General features: G+C 66.7%; 17 protein-coding genes. 6 read left to right on the top strand and 11 right to left on the bottom strand.

The genetic code is table 11. The features are described from left to right. Window positions 1-155 precede the first annotated feature (155 nt). Window positions 156-602, bottom strand: coding sequence for a DinB family protein (locus tag E7T09_RS05960; RefSeq protein WP_136388162.1), 447 nt, complete (start codon window positions 600-602; stop codon window positions 156-158). A gap of 71 nt (window positions 603-673) precedes the next feature. Next, the gene (locus E7T09_RS05955) at window positions 674-1,318 is read right to left on the bottom strand and encodes a hypothetical protein (RefSeq protein ID WP_136388161.1); all 645 of its coding nucleotides are present in this window, start codon (window positions 1,316-1,318) and stop codon (window positions 674-676) included. 144 nt (window positions 1,319-1,462) lie between these two features. Here E7T09_RS05955 and E7T09_RS05950 point away from each other — a divergent pair, with 144 nt between their 5' ends. Continuing rightward, window positions 1,463-1,750: a hypothetical protein gene (locus E7T09_RS05950; protein ID WP_136388160.1), complete on the top strand. Its 288-nt coding sequence runs from the start codon at window positions 1,463-1,465 to the stop codon at window positions 1,748-1,750. A 56-nt stretch (window positions 1,751-1,806) separates the two neighbouring features. On the opposite strand, the gene E7T09_RS05945 is transcribed toward E7T09_RS05950, so the two are convergent. Beyond that, window positions 1,807-2,268, bottom strand: coding sequence for an Lrp/AsnC family transcriptional regulator (locus tag E7T09_RS05945; protein WP_136388159.1), 462 nt, complete (start codon window positions 2,266-2,268; stop codon window positions 1,807-1,809). Window positions 2,269-2,426: 158 nt separating this feature from the next. On the opposite strand from E7T09_RS05945, the gene E7T09_RS05940 reads away from it, so the two are divergent. The 4 genes from E7T09_RS05940 to E7T09_RS05925 all read left to right on the top strand — a co-directional run bounded on the left by E7T09_RS05940 (window position 2,427) and on the right by E7T09_RS05925 (window position 6,872). Continuing rightward, the gene (locus E7T09_RS05940; RefSeq protein ID WP_136388158.1) at window positions 2,427-3,854 is read left to right on the top strand and encodes a KamA family radical SAM protein; all 1,428 of its coding nucleotides are present in this window, start codon (window positions 2,427-2,429) and stop codon (window positions 3,852-3,854) included. Window positions 3,855-3,922: 68 nt separating this feature from the next. Next, window positions 3,923-4,156: a hypothetical protein gene (locus E7T09_RS05935; RefSeq protein ID WP_136388157.1), complete on the top strand. Its 234-nt coding sequence runs from the start codon at window positions 3,923-3,925 to the stop codon at window positions 4,154-4,156. A 67-nt stretch (window positions 4,157-4,223) separates the two neighbouring features. Continuing rightward, on the top strand, window positions 4,224-5,597 hold the full coding sequence (locus E7T09_RS05930; RefSeq protein ID WP_136388156.1) for an acetyl ornithine aminotransferase family protein: 1,374 nt from the start codon (window positions 4,224-4,226) through the stop codon (window positions 5,595-5,597). Between the two features lie 345 nt (window positions 5,598-5,942). Beyond that, entirely contained in the window at window positions 5,943-6,872 is a 930-nt protein-coding gene (locus E7T09_RS05925; RefSeq protein ID WP_136388155.1) for a hypothetical protein, read from the top strand. A gap of 41 nt (window positions 6,873-6,913) precedes the next feature. Here E7T09_RS05925 and E7T09_RS05920 read toward each other — a convergent pair whose 3' ends face one another. The 6 genes from E7T09_RS05920 to E7T09_RS05895 all read right to left on the bottom strand — a co-directional run bounded on the left by E7T09_RS05920 (window position 6,914) and on the right by E7T09_RS05895 (window position 12,297). Continuing rightward, on the bottom strand, window positions 6,914-7,756 hold the full coding sequence (locus E7T09_RS05920; RefSeq protein WP_136388154.1) for a prephenate dehydratase: 843 nt from the start codon (window positions 7,754-7,756) through the stop codon (window positions 6,914-6,916). Between the two features lie 76 nt (window positions 7,757-7,832). Further along, the gene (locus E7T09_RS05915) at window positions 7,833-9,185 is read right to left on the bottom strand and encodes an FAD-dependent oxidoreductase (RefSeq protein ID WP_136388153.1); all 1,353 of its coding nucleotides are present in this window, start codon (window positions 9,183-9,185) and stop codon (window positions 7,833-7,835) included. 35 nt (window positions 9,186-9,220) lie between these two features. Beyond that, window positions 9,221-10,120: a CAP domain-containing protein gene (locus E7T09_RS05910; RefSeq protein WP_136388152.1), complete on the bottom strand. Its 900-nt coding sequence runs from the start codon at window positions 10,118-10,120 to the stop codon at window positions 9,221-9,223. Between the two features lie 65 nt (window positions 10,121-10,185). Continuing rightward, window positions 10,186-10,974, bottom strand: coding sequence for an ABC transporter permease subunit (locus E7T09_RS05905; RefSeq protein WP_136388151.1), 789 nt, complete (start codon window positions 10,972-10,974; stop codon window positions 10,186-10,188). After that, on the bottom strand, window positions 10,964-11,860 hold the full coding sequence (locus E7T09_RS05900; RefSeq protein ID WP_136388150.1) for an ABC transporter ATP-binding protein: 897 nt from the start codon (window positions 11,858-11,860) through the stop codon (window positions 10,964-10,966). Before E7T09_RS05900 ends, E7T09_RS05905 begins: the two co-directional genes overlap by 11 nt. Further along, complete coding sequence (locus E7T09_RS05895; RefSeq protein WP_136388149.1) at window positions 11,857-12,297, bottom strand: GbsR/MarR family transcriptional regulator; 441 nt, start codon at window positions 12,295-12,297, stop codon at window positions 11,857-11,859. The genes E7T09_RS05900 and E7T09_RS05895 overlap by 4 nt, the downstream gene beginning before the upstream one ends. Window positions 12,298-12,408: 111 nt before the next feature. Between E7T09_RS05895 and E7T09_RS05890 the strand changes: the two genes are divergently transcribed. Beyond that, window positions 12,409-13,602, top strand: a complete 1,194-nt coding sequence (locus tag E7T09_RS05890) for an aminotransferase class V-fold PLP-dependent enzyme (RefSeq protein ID WP_136388148.1) — start codon at window positions 12,409-12,411, stop codon at window positions 13,600-13,602. A gap of 60 nt (window positions 13,603-13,662) precedes the next feature. Here E7T09_RS05890 and E7T09_RS05885 read toward each other — a convergent pair whose 3' ends face one another. Together E7T09_RS05885 and E7T09_RS05880 are read right to left on the bottom strand one after the other, a co-directional pair. Then, entirely contained in the window at window positions 13,663-15,159 is a 1,497-nt protein-coding gene (locus E7T09_RS05885) for a tripartite tricarboxylate transporter permease (RefSeq protein ID WP_136388147.1), read from the bottom strand. Beyond that, window positions 15,159-15,665, bottom strand: a complete 507-nt coding sequence (locus E7T09_RS05880; RefSeq protein ID WP_136388146.1) for a tripartite tricarboxylate transporter TctB family protein — start codon at window positions 15,663-15,665, stop codon at window positions 15,159-15,161. Before E7T09_RS05880 ends, E7T09_RS05885 begins: the two co-directional genes overlap by 1 nt. Between the last annotated feature and the right edge of the window lie 19 nt (window positions 15,666-15,684).

The following is a 15,684-nucleotide window of genomic DNA, read 5'->3' as shown; positions in this document are numbered from 1 at the left end:
ACCCGGCCCCACCGATCCGGAGAGCGGGATGTGGAGGACGCCCCGGCGCCATGCTGGGTATGGCGGCCCTGGCCGCAGTCCGGGTCAGCTCGGGAATTGAGCGCTGCATCGGTTCAGGTAGGCGAGAGGTCGCGCGGCGGTACCAGTGATGGAGTTCAGCTGATCAGTCGGCGGTGGTAGTTGATCTGCCCCAGGTGCCAGTTCAGGTGTCCATGCAGGTGAATCAGGAAATAGCCGCTGGTCATGCCCTCGGGAAAGCCCGGCGGCTGGCGCGGATGGACGGCCGTCAGTCGGGCCTCGTCCAGCCCTTCCAGGGTGTGGTTCACCAGCGTTCGGACGTGGGTCACCCACGCCACCAGGTCGGCCAGCGGCACGTCACGGCGCGAGAATTCGGCCGGACGATCCCGCTCATAGGGCACGCCGCCCAGATCCTCGCCGATGAACTGCGACAGGTTCCCGATCAGGTGCAGCGCCAGGGTGCCCGCCGGATTGGCAATGGTGCCCGCCACCCGCCACAGCGACGCCTCGTCCGGGTAGGCGCGGAGCTCCTCGATCAGCACCGACAGATCACGGTCGTACAGGGCCTGAAGGTCACGCAACATGGCCTACGATACGGCCCACCGGATCAGGTGGAGGCACGTTGGCCTCCGGTGGACGGAACTGAACCACGGGGTCAGTCCACCTTGCGGGCCAGGGCCAGGTGCATGGTTGTGCGCGGCAGATCCGGCTGGTCACGGATGATGCGCGTCGCATACCGGTTGAAGATCCCCTCCAGTTCGGCGCGCAGTTCCGTCAACGTCGCCGCGTCGAACCGGGCCGTCATCCACAGGTTCAGGGCGTTGCCCTCGGGCACCAGGATGTCCTGGCCGATCAGATCCACAGGAATTTCCTGCTGGGTGACCAGGCGATCCTGGTACAGCCAGATCCTGATCGCCCAGCGCGACGCGACCAGATCCGTGTCGTGCGCGACAGCTGCTCGCAGGGAAGCCCACATTGGGCCGTAGGTGCGGTCTACGATCTCCTCGGCGGCATAGCCTCCGGCGGGCAGCAGCACGAACTCGGCGGCCGTGACGCGGTACAGCTGGCCACGCGACCGGGTACCGCGCGCGGGGGGCGCGTCGCCCACGCCCTCCAGAATGCCGGCCTGCACGTAGCGGTTCACCCAGTACGCCATCTGGTTCGCCTTCACGCCCCGATGGGTGGCGGCGTCGGCCACGGTGTGCGGAGCCTGGAAGAACGGCAGCAGATTCAGGGTGCGCTGGTGGTCGAGCAGCAGCCCGATCACGTCCGGGTCGTCGATGATCAGGCGTTCAAGCACGGTGCCCCCAGGGTAACAGGCGGGCGTTTCGGACTCGCTCAAAACTGTGCCTGGTTTTTGAGTGACCCCGAACCTAGAGTTCAGTCCAGAAGGACGACAACCACCGCGCGCCGCGCCACGTCCGCACCACCGGGAGGAACCACCATGCTGAAGCTGACCACGACCGCCCTCGTCGCCCTCACCCTCGTTGCCGTCAGCGCCGGTACGGCCAGTGCCACTCCGGGCCTGATGATGTCGGATCGGGCCACGACCGTCACCCGTGACGGCCTGCTCGTCAGTGACCGCGCCAGGGTCGGACGGAACGGCTTGCTGGTGAGCGACCGAACGGCGAAGGTCATCCGGCAGGGCTTCCTCGTCAGTGACGGTACCGGGCTGCTGATCTCCGACCGGGCGGGCTCGGTCACCGTGACCGGTCTGATGCTCTCCGACTGAATCCAGGGGACGTGCGGGCTGGCCCAGACGAGCTGTGAACTGGGCCAGCCCGCACGTTATTTGGGCGGCAGCAGCAGCTTTCCTTCCAGCGGCGTACTCAGCACGATGCTGGTGTCGCAGGTGAACCCCATGGCGATCAGGTCGGTCAGCATGGCTTCCAGCGCGCCCACGTCCGGCACGGCGACCTTCAGGATGCAGGAGTTGTCGCCAGTCACGCTGTGGCATTCGAGCACGCCGTCGTGCTTGGTGGCCCAGCGCACCAGGGTGGGGTCGTTGCGCCCACTGTCCTGCACGCCGATGAACGCCGTGATGGTGCGGCCCAGGGGCTTGCTGGCCACCCGCACACCGTAGCCGAGGATTACCCCGGCATCTTCCAGACGGCGCACCCGTTCGGTCACGGCGGGAGCGCTGAGTCCGACGCGGCGGCCGAGTTCGCGCATGCTCAGGCGGGAATCCGTCTGGAGTTCCTGCAGGATGCGGTGGTCGAGGGGATCGAGGCTGCCGCCGGTCTGTCGCACCCGGTCATCTTAGCATTCGTAAGGTCGACAGTGGCGTTTGCGAGGTTCCTGTGCGCTGGAAGTGGCATGTGAAGGGCATGCTGCTCATTCAAAACGGAGGGGCCGTGACCGGACAATGGGGGCAAGCAATTCACCCTCTCAGGCGCACCGGAGGCCCTATGAGCACCCATACCCTGCACCCCCAGGCGACCACCCGGTCGCAACAGATGCTCCCCAGGAACCACCGCGCCCCCAAGTGGCAGGGCGTGCCCGACGAGCAGTGGTACGACTGGAAATGGCAGCTGAAAAACCGCATCAACACTGTGCCCGAGCTGGAGGAAGTCATCCGCCTGACCGACAGCGAGCGCCGGGGCGCCAGTGCCGAGGGCATCTTCCGCCTGGACATCACGCCTTACTTCGCCTCGCTGATGGACGCCGACGATCCCACCTGCCCGATCCGCCGACAGGTGATTCCCACGCACCACGAACTGGAATCCTTCACGTCCATGATGGAAGACTCGCTGGCCGAGGACAAGCACAGCCCCGTGCCTGGCCTGGTTCACCGCTACCCCGACCGGGTGCTGATGCTGGTCACCACGCAGTGCGCCAGTTACTGCCGCTACTGCACCCGCAGCCGCATCGTGGGCGATCCCGCCGAGACCTTCAACCCTGCCGAGTACGAGGCGCAACTGAACTACCTGCGCAACACGCCACAGGTTCGAGACGTCCTGCTGTCCGGCGGCGACCCGCTCACGCTGGCGCCGAAGGTGCTGGGCTGCCTGCTGGCCGAACTCCGCAAGATCGAGCACATCGAGATCATCCGCATCGGCACTCGCGTGCCCGTGTTCATGCCCATGCGCGTCACCCAGGAACTGTGCGACGTGCTCAGCGAGAACCACCCCGTCTGGATGAACATCCACGTCAACCACCCCCGCGAGATCACCCCGGAGGTCGCAGACGCCTGCGACCGCCTCACCCGCGCCGGCGTGCCGCTTGGTAACCAGAGCGTGCTGCTGCGCGGCGTGAACGACCACCCCGTCGTCATGCAGAAACTCCTGCGGGAACTGGTCAAGATCCGCGTGCGGCCGTACTACATCTACCAATGCGACCTCGTCCACGGGGCCGGGCACCTGCGCACCACCGTTAGCAAGGGCCTGGAAATCATGGAAAGCCTGCGCGGCCACACCAGCGGCTACTCCATCCCCACCTATGTCGTCGACGCGCCCGGCGGCGGCGGCAAGATCCCCGTCGCGCCCAACTACGTCCTATCGCACAGCCCCGAGAAACTCATCCTCCGGAACTTCGAGGGCTACATCGCCGCGTACAGCGAACCCACCGACTACACCGGCCCTGACATGGCCGTGCCCGCCGACTGGCAGCGTAAGGAACCCGGCCAGAGCGGCATCTACGGCCTGATGGAAGGCGAGCGGATCAGCATTGAACCCCGTGAATTCAGCGAGAGCCGCAACCGCCCCGGCGCGACCAAACACCGCCTGAACAGCCGCGAGGACAAATGGGCCGCGCACGGGATAGGGGAGAGTCTGGTGGTCACGGACACCGCGCCGGATGGGATGGTTCAGGAGCCGGTGCCGGTGAGCGGAGATTAAGTAGGCCTTGCCAACGTGGGCTAATTTTCTATTGGCGTGAGTGTTTATCAGGCGGATAATCTGCAACCATGTCGAATGAATTTGAGCAGTTGTGGGAAGACGGAGCGACTATTGATTTTAGAGAAGATAATGAAGTTTTCATCTTGCAAGGCAATGCGGCAGGATTGCGAACGCTTTCTCGGATGCTCATTGATCTTTCCCAAAGACCGCACGGTGTCCACCAACATCTCGAAGATTTTAGCGGTTTAAATCTCGGCTCGCTCCCCTTGATTCTTGTCCATAGCGACATAGCGCAGATTTAGAGTCTGCAGCGCCACTTATCGATGTCCGTGCTCATCATTCAATTTCATGCCTTAGAGAGGAGTTTCCATGACCACCCTCCCCAAACTCCGCCAGCCCGAACTCAAGACCTCCCTTCCTGGCCCTAAGACCGCCGCGATCATGGAGCGCGATGCCCAGCACCTGTCGACCTCATACATGCGGCCCTATCCGTTCGTGCCGGATCACGGTGAAGGCGTGTGGCTCACCGACGTGGACGGAAACACCATGCTGGATTTCTTTGCGGGCATCGCGGTCTCCACGACCGGGCACGCGCATCCGCACGTGGTGAAGGCCGTGCAGGAGCAGATCACGAAGTTCACGCACGTCTGTCTCACCGATTACCCGCAGGAGATCACGACCAGCCTTGCCGAACGCATGGTGAAGCACGTGGAGAAGCCGGGTGAGAAGTGGCGCGTGTTCTTCGGGAACAGCGGCGCGGAGGCGGTGGAGGCGGCGGTGAAACTTGCCCGCAACCACACGGGGCGGTCGCACATCATCAGCACCATCGGGTCGTTCCACGGGCGCACATACGGAGCGATCACGTTGACCGGCAGCAAGACGAAGTACAAACGCGGGTTCGGGCCGCTGCTGCCGAATGTGTCGCACGTGCCGTACCCAAACCCGTTTCGGCCTCCACTGGGGTCAACTCCAGACACCTGCGGTCAGGCGGTCATCGACCACATCGAGGGGCTGTTCCAGACGATCATCCCGGCGGACGAGGTGGCGGCGATCATCATCGAGCCGATGCAGGGCGAGGGCGGGTATATCGTGCCGCCCGCCGATTTCCTGCCAAAATTGCGCGCCCTGTGCGGCAAGTACGGCATCATGCTGATCTTCGACGAGGTGCAGGCGGGCATGGGCCGCACGGGGACGATGTACTCCTTCCAGCAGTTCGAACAGTACGGCAACGTGCAGCCCGACATTGTCACGGTGGCGAAGGGCATCGCCTCGGGCATGCCGATCAGCGCGATGCTGGCAAAGGAGAGCGTGATGACGTGGCCGGTCGGCTCACACGGCAGCACCTACGGCGGGAACCCGGTGGCGGCGGCGGCAGCGCACGCGACGCTGGATCTGCTGGAAGGCGTGGTGCCCCACCCCGGCTGCGGCCCGAGCCTGATGCAGAACGCCGCGGAGGTGGGCGCCTTCATCATGGCCGAGTTGAAGGGCATGCAGGTGGAATTCCCGTTCCTGGGCGACGTGCGCGGCGGGGGCCTGTTCATCGGTCTGGAGTTCGTGACCCCGGACGGCCGACCCGACGGCAAGTTGCGCGACGCGGCGAGCATGGCCATGTTCCGGCGCGGCCTGCTGAATCTCGACTGCGGTGAGGCCGTCATCCGCATCAGTCCACCCCTGATCCTGACCCAGGAAGAGGCAGCGACGGGACTGGAGATCATGCGGGAAGCGCTGCGCGAGCTGAGATGATTTGCAGAGAGGATGCGGGCCACTGATTCGGTAGGGGGCCCGCATCCTCGTTGATCGGACTTGGCCAGTGCGTGCGGTGGGCCTCGGGAGTCGCTGCTCTCTTGTCTTAGGCTGTAAAAATGAAGCCCATCAGCGGCCAGAATGGACATGCTACGATCGACTTCCCCCCGGTTCGTCCCCTCGCAGCCTATGTACAGGAGGTTGAGATGTCCGGATGCTTGTCGGCACAATAAATACATGGATTGATATTGATACAGGGCGCTTAGCGTGAGTTCCTGAGGCTGGAGCGTGTCCACGGCCGTCCACGGAGCCATTCTTTTTCGACCACCTGGGGAGGGAATTGAGATGAAGAAACTGCTTGTGTATGCGTTGTTGGGCCTAGTGTCATGTGGTACCTCGTCCCCGAATCCCACGCCCAAACCCACGAAGACAGTCAACGACATTGTGCTTACGGCGACTCAGCTCAGCCTGCCGCTGAGCACCTATGATGCCGGCCCATACCCGATGCTGTCTGTGCTCGTCGGGAACAGCATCTATTTCGGAAACTGGTCGAACACAGCGAATACGCAGTTCTTCACCCGTTACAACATCACGTCCAACACTTTCTCGTCACCGCTGGCTGTCTCGGCCAACGTCTGTGGCTGTGGCTACAGCAGCAAGCTGGTGAGCGACGGTGTCAATATCTTCTATATCGCCAACGGTGCCACCAAATACACGGCCTCGTCGAATGTCTGGACGAACATCAACTATCCGAGTACGGCCCAGGACAATGCGGGCGAGGCTGGCGTGACCTACTATAATGGCAACCTTTACTACCTGGGTGGTCGAACGCCCAGCAATCTTTTCAAATACTACAGTATTGCTCAGGATTCATGGTTCACGGCTCCCAATTATCTGTACGCAACCAACAGAAGCCAGATGGCCGTTTACAAGGATCGAATCTACGCTCTGGGCGGCGAGGGCGCGACGAAGAAGATGGCCTACTTCTCCGCCACCACCAGCACCTGGACTCCGCTCTCCGACACGCCTTTCACGGTTGCTTCCGAATATAACAGTGCCTACACAGCCGTGCTGGGCGACGATCTGTATATCCTGCAAGGCGATTCCATCTACATCTACGACCTTTTGAAGGACGTCTGGGCTACGGCGCCCGCCAAGATCAGCGGACTTCCGGCCTACGCCAACCTATTCTCGGATGGACAGAACCTTTACATCGCTGGAAAGAACTCCTCGAACATTCCAGCCGTGTTCAAAGTGGCCGTTTCGGTCAAGTAGAGCGGCGGGCCGTCTGAACGGTTGGGTGCGGGCTCCGGCTCCTACCCAACCGTTTCCAATGCCATCGGGTACGAGCCGATGATCTTCGCGTAACTGGCCTTTCGGAGCACTCCTGCCAGCGCCTGGGCCACCTTGGGGTCACGGGCGTCGCCCTCGATGTCCACGTACATCAGGTAACTCCACGCGCGGTCACGGCGGGGGCGGCTCTCGATCCGGGACAGGTTCAGGCCGCGCAACTCGTTCAACGTCTCGACCAGGAAGCCGGGCGTGTGGCGCACGGCGAACACCAGACTGGTCTTGTGCGGCGCGCTCGACGGCGTCGGTTCGTGGCGGTGCAGGATCATGAAGCGCGTGAAGTTGAACGGTTCGTCCTCAATGTTGCTTTGGAGGATGTTCAGGCCGTACAGCTCGGCCGCGCGGCTGCTGGCGATGGCGGCCAGATCACGCTCGCCGCTCTGCGCGAGGTTCTTGGCGCTGCCGGCGGTGTCGTGCGCGGCGACGGGTTGCCAGCCGTGTTTGCGGATCAGGACGGTGCACTGATCCAGCGCGGGTTGCTGGCTGGCAACGCGGCGGATTTCCTCCAGGGTCACGCCGGGCAGCGCCATCAGGCAGTGCGAGACGCGCACGACGACCTCGCCGGTGACGTGCAGGTCGGTTTCGCTCAACAGGTCGATGGACTGGTGGATGGCGCCCATCAACGAGTTCTCGACGGGCAGCACACCGTACCCGGCCTCGCCGGATTCGACGGCCTGAGCGACCTCGTGGAAGGTGGGGTAGCCGCGCGTGGTTGTCGCGCCGGGCACGGCGTTCAGGGCAGCGATCTCGCCATACGAGCCGGGGTTTCCCTGGTAGGCTACGGTCACGGCGGCAGACGGATCGTTCATGGGTGCGAGGCTACCGCAGGAGCGACTGTACGTGTCGGCTGGCACGTAGACAGATGCTTTGGCGGGCATGGCTGCTTCAGTGCCCGCGAATCTCGCGGTGCAGGCGGTCGGCGGCGACCAGCAGCACATCCCACACGCTGGAGAAGGGCGGGGCGTACGCGAGGTCGCAGTCGAACAGATCCTGCACCGTGGCCCGCTGTTGCAGGAGGGCCGCGACCACGTCCACCCGCTTGGCCGACAGGTGGTTGTGCGCGACGATCTGCGTGCCCAGCAGGCGGCCGGTTCCCCGCTCGGCGGTCAGGCGCACGTGCACGGGTCGGGCGTCGGCATAGTACCCGGCGTGATCGGTGCTGCTCACGTCCACCGAGTGTGCCTTCAGGCCCAGGGTGTCGGCGTCGGCCTGGGTGAGGCCGGTGCGGGCCACGCCCAGCGAGAAGGTCTTGAAGATGCCGGTGCCCAGGATGCCGGGAAAGGTCGCGTCGCCACCCGCCATGTTCACGCCGGCCACGCGGCCCATGCGGTTGGCGGTCAGGCCCAGCGGAATGTGCACCCGGCGCCGGGTGACCCGGTGCGTCGCCTCGGTGTTGTCGCCGGCGGCGTAGATGCCGTCCACGCTGGTCTCCTGCCGGGCATTCACGGCCACCGCGCCGGTCTTGCCGATCCGGGCCCCGGCCGCCTTCGCGAGCGCTGTGCTGGGCTTCACGCCCACGGCGACGATCACCACATCCGCCCGCACCAGCCCGCTGTCGGTCTGTACACCGGTCACGCGGCCCCCCTTGCCGGTCAGGCCGGTCACGGTCGTGGCGCAGCGGACATCCACCTCGTGTTCCTCGATCTCCTGCCGGATGCGCCGCTGGTAGCCCACGTCCAGGATGCGGCCCGCGACTTCCGGCCCCTTCTCCAGCAGCACCACGCTCAGCCCACGGGCGCGCAGGTTCTCGGCCAGTTCCAGCCCGATATATCCGGCGCCGATGATGCACGCCCGCCTAGCCCCCTTCAGGCTGGCCTCGATGGCCTGACCGTCCGGGATGTCCTTCAGGACGTGGACGCCGCTCAATTCGGTCTTCGCCCAATCCGGCACGACCGCCGAGACGCCCGTGGCGAGCAGCAGGCGGTCGTAGGGTTCGGTGACGGTGTGGCCCGCGTCCCGGTCGAGCACGGTCAGGGTTGCGGCCTTCGCGTCGATGCCCGTGACCTCGCTGCGCAGCCGGACGCCGATGCCGCGCGCCCGCATCTGCTCCGGCGTGCGGGCGACCAGCGACTCGAACCCGTCCACGTCGCCGCCCAGCACGTATGGCAGGCCGCAGGCGCCGTAACTGACCCAGTCGCCCCGGTCTAATACCACGATGTCCGCTCGCTGGTTGAACCGCTGCGCGCGGCTGGCGGCACTCATTCCTGCGGCCACGCCGCCCACGATCACGATTCGCATGGCCCGAGCCTACCGCTGGGCGGCCGGGGCGCCCTTTACCGCCCGTACACCTGCGCCCAGTACGTGGTGAAGATCGACGTGCCGGTGCCGTTGTTCACGTCCATTCCCACGTGCGTCCAGCGCGGCTCCATGATGATCGTGCAGTGCGCGGGGCTGGCCAGCAGCGTCTGCACGGCCTCCTCGGGGGTCAGGGCGTCGTACGCGAGGGTTTCGGCGACCTCCGGGTCGATCCAGCCGGCCGCTCGGGCGCGCATGGGCGGCGTGCTGCCGGTCACGGGGTTGATGTGCCCCCGGTAGTTCACCTTGGGGAGATCTGTGACCTGCTGCGTGGCCGCGCGCGTCAGGGTCGCGTCCCAGGTCAGCGGACCGGTGCCGGGGTAGAGGGTGTCGCCACAGCGCTGCCCCTCGCGGCGGGCTTCGTTCAGGCCACGCAGCACAGCCTCGTTCCACGCCTGCCGGGCCGACAGGTCGAGTTCGGCGGGCCGGGCGTACACCAGGGCGGCGCGGGTGCCGTCCACCGCCACGCCGTAGCGCGGGTAGCCCACGCGGTTCCCGCACTGGTTCGCCAGCGAGTCCCGCACCCTCTCCCAGCTCGTCAGTTTCGGCACCACGATCATTCCGGCCGACTTGACCGGCATGCCTTCCGCCTGGAAGGCCGCGCGGTCGAGTCTGTTGCCGCGCAGCAGTCGTCCCGCCAGGACATTCAGGCGGGGGTCCGGCTGGGCGTCCTGACCACATGCCTGGAAATCCTGTTGCACGACCTGCGCGAAGGTCAGGGCGTCCGTGACCTGGGCGTTCGCTGCGGGCGGCCACGGCCGTCCAGCCAGTGCGGCGGCCGTCACGCCGGTCACGCCCACGGTGTCGGCCTGCGCGGGCGTGACCACGCCCAGCAGGGCAGCCAGCAGGGCGAGGCGACCGGAGACGCGGGGCGGCATTCATCCACTCTTCATCTCTGGCTCTTGCGGTTCCCTGACGGCAGTGTTCCTAAAGGGGGTGAAGCTCAGCGACCGACATCGCGCCGGTTCAGGAATGGAAGCGAGCCCCAGGCCAGCGCAAGACCGACCAGCAGGGGCACGAGCAGCGGCGTCACGCTCACTGCGTGCAGGAGCGGGGAATCGCGCAGCGGCACCGTCCACGGGTTCAGCCAGGCCAGATCGCGCAGGGCGGCCACCTGGGCGCTCAGGGTGTGCAGCACCAGCAGGCCGACGCCGAGGCCTGCCCCGGCTGCCGCCGCGAGCCCCGCCCGGCCCGTGGCGGCGCCCAAGGCGAGGGCCAGCGCCCCGAAGACCCACGCGCCCAGCGTGTGGAGTGCGGCCGTGTCCAGCACCCGCCCGGCTGGCAGGGGAGCCTGGAATGCCTGCCCGAACCCCCACGTGCCCACGAACAGCACGCTGCCCAGGGCGAGCAGCAGGATCAACAGCGTCAACGTGCGCCCCAGCAGCAGGGCGCCGCGGGATACCGGCTGCGCCAGCGGCCCTTCCAGCAGGCCGCGCGCCTCGTCCCCGGCGATCATGGCCGCGCCGGTCAGGCCCGCGTACACCGACAGCAGCACCGGCATCAGGCTGAACAGCCGGCCGCCTACATACCCTGCCGGGCTGGTGAAGTCCGTGCCGAACAGTGCTTTCAACGCGTCCGGGAGGTTCTGGACGATCTCGTTCACGCTCGGGTCGTTCTTCACGGTGGGGTAGAAGGCGAGCACCAGCAGTGCGTAGGCGAGCAGGCCCCCTGCCCAGCCCAGCCACGAGCGGCGGTGGTCGGCCAGTCCCTGCCGCAGCACCTCAGGCCACATGGCTTCCCCCGCTGCGGTATTCGTCCAGGAAGGCGTCCTCCAGGGTGGACGGCGTGAGGCTGAAGGCGGCCAGCGACTCGGTGGACAGCGCTCGGATCAGGTCGTCGGGCGTGCCGCGCCACAGGCCGCGAAGCTCGGTGCCGGTCACGGTCACGTCCGACAGACCGGGCAGCGTAGTCAGATCGGGCCGAGGGGGCCCGGCGAAGCGCACGCTAAGGCGCTGCGGCAGGCTGGCCTTCAGGGTCGAAAGGTCATCCACCCGGATCAGGTCACCGGCGCGGATGATGCCTACCCGGTCGGCCACGCGCTCCACTTCGGTCAGAACATGGCTCGACAGGAACACCGTGCGGCCCTCCTCCCGCGCCTCGCGCAGCAGTTCCAGCACCGTCTCCTGCGCCAGCGGATCGAGGCCGTCGGTGGGCTCGTCGAGGATCAGCATGTCCGCGCGGGTCATCAGGGCCACGGTCAGGCCCACCTTCTGCCGGTTGCCCTTGCTGAGGGTGCCGACCCGGCGGGTCAGGTCGAGCTCTAGGCGCCGGGCCACGTCCACTCCGTATGCCGTGTCGACACTGCCGCGCAGAAATGCCGTGCGCCGGAGCAGCTCACCGGCCGTCCACTCGCGGCGCAGGTGAACCTCGCCCGGCAGGTAGCCCACGCGGGCGTGCACCGCCTCCCGCTGCGTCCAGACGTCATGCCCGAGGATGGTGGCCGCGCCAGCTGAAGGGCGCAGGAAGCCCAACAACGTGCGGATGGTCGTTGTCTTGCCCGCCCCGTTCGGCCCCAGAAACCCGAAGATCTCCCCGGTGGGCACGGTCAGGGTCATGGGGTGCAGTCCCACGCCCGGCGCGTACTCCTTGCCTAGGCCCGTGATCTCGATGGCGTTCATGTCCTCTCCTTGACGCGGTGCCATTCGGCCAGCACGCTCGGAAACAGCTCCAGCCACAGTCGGTAGAAGGCCGCCATCTCGCGCAGTGGCCCGGAATCGCCGCCCGGCGGCAGGGCGGCCAGACCCTCGTCCGCGAGTTGCACGAGGGTCTCCAGTTTGCGGTTGCCCTGTTCCGTCAGGATCGCCCAGGCGTTCGGCCGCATGCGGAAGCGGTCGGCGCGCTCGCCGGGGTTCGGGGCGTGCTCGATCAGCTCCATCAGGGTCAGGTGCTTCAGCCCAGTGCCCACGCCCGCGCGGCTCGACTGGAGCTGGGTGCTCAGCTCGGCCGCCGTGTGCCCGCCCGGCGGCCCGCACAGCAGCGCGCCCAGCACGCGCCCGGAGATGCGCGGCATGCCGATCATCTCCAGCATCACGCCCGCCCGCTCGATGAACTGCAAAGAACCATCTATGCCAGAAGCGTACGACTTTCTAGGAATATCTGGAAACTGTGGTTGCAGTGGTTCAGATGCCTGCCGCCCCTTGAACCGTCGGGGGACTACCCTGGAAGCATGACCCAGATCGCGCCCGCGCCCACCCTGGCCCCCGATCCAACCCAGGTGCCCGACTACACCCCCCTGAACCGCGCCCGCCTGATCGCGCCCGGCCCGGTCGAGGTCGCGCCGGACGTGCTGCTGCAACTCGCACAGCCGCAGATGCACCACCGCGCGAAGGAGGGCATCGCCAAGCTGATGGAGGCCCGCGCGCAGCTCACGCAGCTGCTGGGCGACCCCTACGACGCCGTGATCACCACCACGTCCGGCACCGGAGCCTTCGAGGGCGCGCTGATCAGCACCACACCGCCCGGCGCGAAGGTCGTGAACGCCCAAGCCGGCAAGTTCAGCGAACGCTGGGGCGAGATGGCCGGCCGCTTCGGCTACGACACGCAGATCGTGGCCCGGCCGTGGGGCGAGGTGCTCGACCCGCAGGAGGTCGCGGACGCTGCCAGGGACGCGCACACCCTGCTGATCACGCACAGCGAGACGAGCACCGGGGCGCTGCACGACCTCCAGGCCATCGCGCAGGCGGCCCGCGCACAGAATCCGGACCTCATCATCATCGCGGACTGCATCACCTCCTACGGGGTGGCGGAATTGCGGCCTGCCGCGTGGGGCGTGGACGTGATCGTGTCCGGCAGCCAGAAGGGCACCGCCACGCCGCCCGGCCTGGGCTTCGTGCTGTTCAGCCCACAGGTGCAGGAGCGCATGATCCGGAACCCGGAGAAGGGCTTCTACCTCGACATGACTCGCGAACTCGCCGGACAGAAGGCCGGAAACACCCCGCAGACCCCGGCGATCAACCTGATCTACGCGCTGAGCACCGCCCTGGAGCGCCTGCTGGCCGTACCGCTGGACGTGCTGTGGGCCGAACAGCGCCGCAAGACCGACGCCCTGATCGCCGCTGGCACCGCCCTGGGCGCACCCGCCTGGGCGCCGCGCACCAGCCCCGCCGTGGCCGTGCTCACGCCTCCCGCCGGAATCACAGGCCGACAGGTCGCCGCCCGCCTCGCCGCGATGGGCCAGCGCGCCCTGCCCGGCCAGGCCCCCCACGAGGACACCGTCTTCCGCGTGAGCACCATGGGCTACGCCGACCGCTACGACGCCCTGGCCATCGCCGGGATCATGGAGGACGCCTTCGAGGGACTGGGAGCCAGCTTCGAGCGTGGAGCCGGAGTGCAGGCGGCGTGGACGGCATTGAAGGACTGAGACCGGCAGCAGAAGAGGCCGGACATTAACTGTCCGGCCTCGATTGCGTCATTCCCGGTGTTATGCAGGTGTCGCCATTCGCCGTGCCCTCGCCCGCAGCACCGGCGGCACGACCAGCGCGAGCAGCACGATGAACAGGATGAACACGGTCAGGGGACTACGCAGGAAGATCGTGAAGTCACCGTTGCTCTGCTGCAAGGCCGTGCGGAAGAAGGTCTCGGCGGTCGGCCCGAGCACCACGCCGATGATGGCGGGCGTCACCGGGAAGTCGAAGCGGCGCATGCCGTATCCGATCACGCCGAACAGGGCCAGTAGGAACAGGTCGAACACGCTGTTGTTCAGCGAGTACACGCCGACCGTGCTAAACACCAGGATCCCGGCATACAGGAACGGGCGGGGAATCAGCAGCAGCCGGGCCCAGATGGGCGCGAGCGGCAGGTTGAGCAGCAGCAGCATGACATTCCCGATGTACAGCGAGGCGATCAGCCCCCACACCAGGTCGCCGTTCGTGAGGAACAGCAGCGGGCCGGGTTGCAGGCCGTACTGCTGGAACGCGGCGAGCAGGATTGCGGCAGTGGCGCTGGTGGGCAGGCCCAGCGTGAGCAGCGGCACCAGCACCCCGGCCGCCGAGGCGTTGTTCGCGGCTTCCGGCCCGGCCACGCCCTCGATGGCGCCCTTGCCGAATTCCTCAGGGTGCTTGCTGAGGCGTTTTTCCAGCGTATAGCTCAGGAAGGTGGGGATCTCCGCGCCGCCGGCGGGAATCGCGCCGAAGGGAAAGCCCAGCGCCGTGCCGCGCAGCCACGGCCCCCACGAGCGCCGCCAGTCCTGGCGGGTCATGCTGGCTCCGCCCTCCAGTTTGATGACGTCCTGGGTCTTGCGGTAGCGGCTGGCGACATAGAGCGTCTCGCCGATGGCGAACAGGCCGATGACCACGGTGATGAAGTCGATGCCGTCGAGCAGTTCCGGGCGTCCCAGGGTGAAGCGTGCCTGGCCGCTCTGAAGGTCCGTGCCGATCAGGCCGATGCTCAGGCCGAAGAACAGGCTGATCAGGCCGCGCAGCGGGGAGCCGCCGAAGGTGGCGCTGATGGTCACGAAGGCCAGCATGATCAGCGCGAACTTGGCGCTGGGCGGAATCTGCACGGCCACGTCGGCAATCGCAGGCGCGAAGAAGGTCAGCAGGACGGTGCCGATGGTGCCCGCGATGAACGAGCCGATGGCGGCGGTGGCCAGCGCGGCGGCGGCGCGGCCCTTGCGCGCCATCTTGTTGCCCTCCAGCGCGGTGATGATGCTCGCCGATTCGCCCGGCGTGTTCAGCAGAATAGAGGTGGTGCTGCCACCGAACATGCCGCCGTAGTAGATCCCGGCGAACATGATGAACGCGCCGACCGGCGGCAGTTTTGCGGTCACGGGCAGCAGCAGCGCCACGGTCAGCGCCGGTCCGATGCCGGGCAGCACGCCGACCAGGGTGCCCAGCGTCACGCCGATCAGGGCCCACAGCAGGTTCAGAGGGCTCAGGGCGGTGCCGAACCCGGCCATCAGGGAATGCAGGGCGTCCATTACAGGATTCCTTTCAACAGGCCAGCGGGCAACGTCAGGCCCAGGCCGCGCGTGAACACCACGTAGGTCACGAGCGCCACGATCAGCGAGACCAACGCCATCAGGCCGTAGCGGCGCTCCCCGAAGGCGAAGGCCACCGAGAAGTACATGATGGCCGTGCCGATCACGAAGCCCAGCGGGGCGAGCAGCACGCTGCCCAGCAGGAAGCCGCCCAGAATGACACCGGGGCTCGACAGATCGACGGGCGCGTCCGGATCAGTATCCTCCTCGGCGCTCGGTTCGGCACGGTCGCCGCGCAGGGTCAGGGCGGTCATGATCAGGCCCAGCAGCAGGGTGCCGCTGCCCACGATCAGCGGGAACACGCGCGGCCCCACCACCGCATTGATGCCGAAGGGAATGCTCAGCGTGCCGACCAGCAGCAGCACGCCGATCACGGTGATGCCCAGCGCGACCAGCAGGTCGGGCACGCTGACACCCGGCCGGACGCGCGGGGGTGAAGAGGACATGGACGGATCGTACATCGGG

It is taken from the genome of Deinococcus sp. KSM4-11 (assembly GCF_004801415.1).
Taxonomy (GTDB): Bacteria; Deinococcota; Deinococci; order Deinococcales; family Deinococcaceae; genus Deinococcus.
Note: the sequence above shows the minus strand (reverse complement) of the source record. Positions and strands in the feature narration are given on the sequence as shown.

What these genes read in the sequence shown, in the direction of transcription:
- E7T09_RS05880 (WP_136388146.1), bottom strand. Translation starts at nt 15,665, where the DNA reads ATGTCCTCTTCACCCCCGCGCGTCCGGCCGGGTGTCAGCGTGCCCGAC.
- E7T09_RS05905 (WP_136388151.1), bottom strand. Translation starts at nt 10,974, where the DNA reads ATGTGGCCTGAGGTGCTGCGGCAGGGACTGGCCGACCACCGCCGCTCG.
- E7T09_RS05925 (WP_136388155.1), top strand. Translation starts at nt 5,943, where the DNA reads ATGAAGAAACTGCTTGTGTATGCGTTGTTGGGCCTAGTGTCATGTGGT.
- E7T09_RS05900 (WP_136388150.1), bottom strand. Translation starts at nt 11,860, where the DNA reads ATGAACGCCATCGAGATCACGGGCCTAGGCAAGGAGTACGCGCCGGGC.
- E7T09_RS05940 (WP_136388158.1), top strand. Translation starts at nt 2,427, where the DNA reads ATGAGCACCCATACCCTGCACCCCCAGGCGACCACCCGGTCGCAACAG.
- E7T09_RS05910 (WP_136388152.1), bottom strand. Translation starts at nt 10,120, where the DNA reads ATGCCGCCCCGCGTCTCCGGTCGCCTCGCCCTGCTGGCTGCCCTGCTG.
- E7T09_RS05935 (WP_136388157.1), top strand. Translation starts at nt 3,923, where the DNA reads ATGTCGAATGAATTTGAGCAGTTGTGGGAAGACGGAGCGACTATTGAT.
- E7T09_RS05920 (WP_136388154.1), bottom strand. Translation starts at nt 7,756, where the DNA reads ATGAACGATCCGTCTGCCGCCGTGACCGTAGCCTACCAGGGAAACCCC.
- E7T09_RS05950 (WP_136388160.1), top strand. Translation starts at nt 1,463, where the DNA reads ATGCTGAAGCTGACCACGACCGCCCTCGTCGCCCTCACCCTCGTTGCC.
- E7T09_RS05930 (WP_136388156.1), top strand. Translation starts at nt 4,224, where the DNA reads ATGACCACCCTCCCCAAACTCCGCCAGCCCGAACTCAAGACCTCCCTT.
- E7T09_RS05890 (WP_136388148.1), top strand. Translation starts at nt 12,409, where the DNA reads ATGACCCAGATCGCGCCCGCGCCCACCCTGGCCCCCGATCCAACCCAG.
- E7T09_RS05960 (WP_136388162.1), bottom strand. Translation starts at nt 602, where the DNA reads ATGTTGCGTGACCTTCAGGCCCTGTACGACCGTGATCTGTCGGTGCTG.
- E7T09_RS05915 (WP_136388153.1), bottom strand. Translation starts at nt 9,185, where the DNA reads ATGCGAATCGTGATCGTGGGCGGCGTGGCCGCAGGAATGAGTGCCGCC.
- E7T09_RS05885 (WP_136388147.1), bottom strand. Translation starts at nt 15,159, where the DNA reads ATGGACGCCCTGCATTCCCTGATGGCCGGGTTCGGCACCGCCCTGAGC.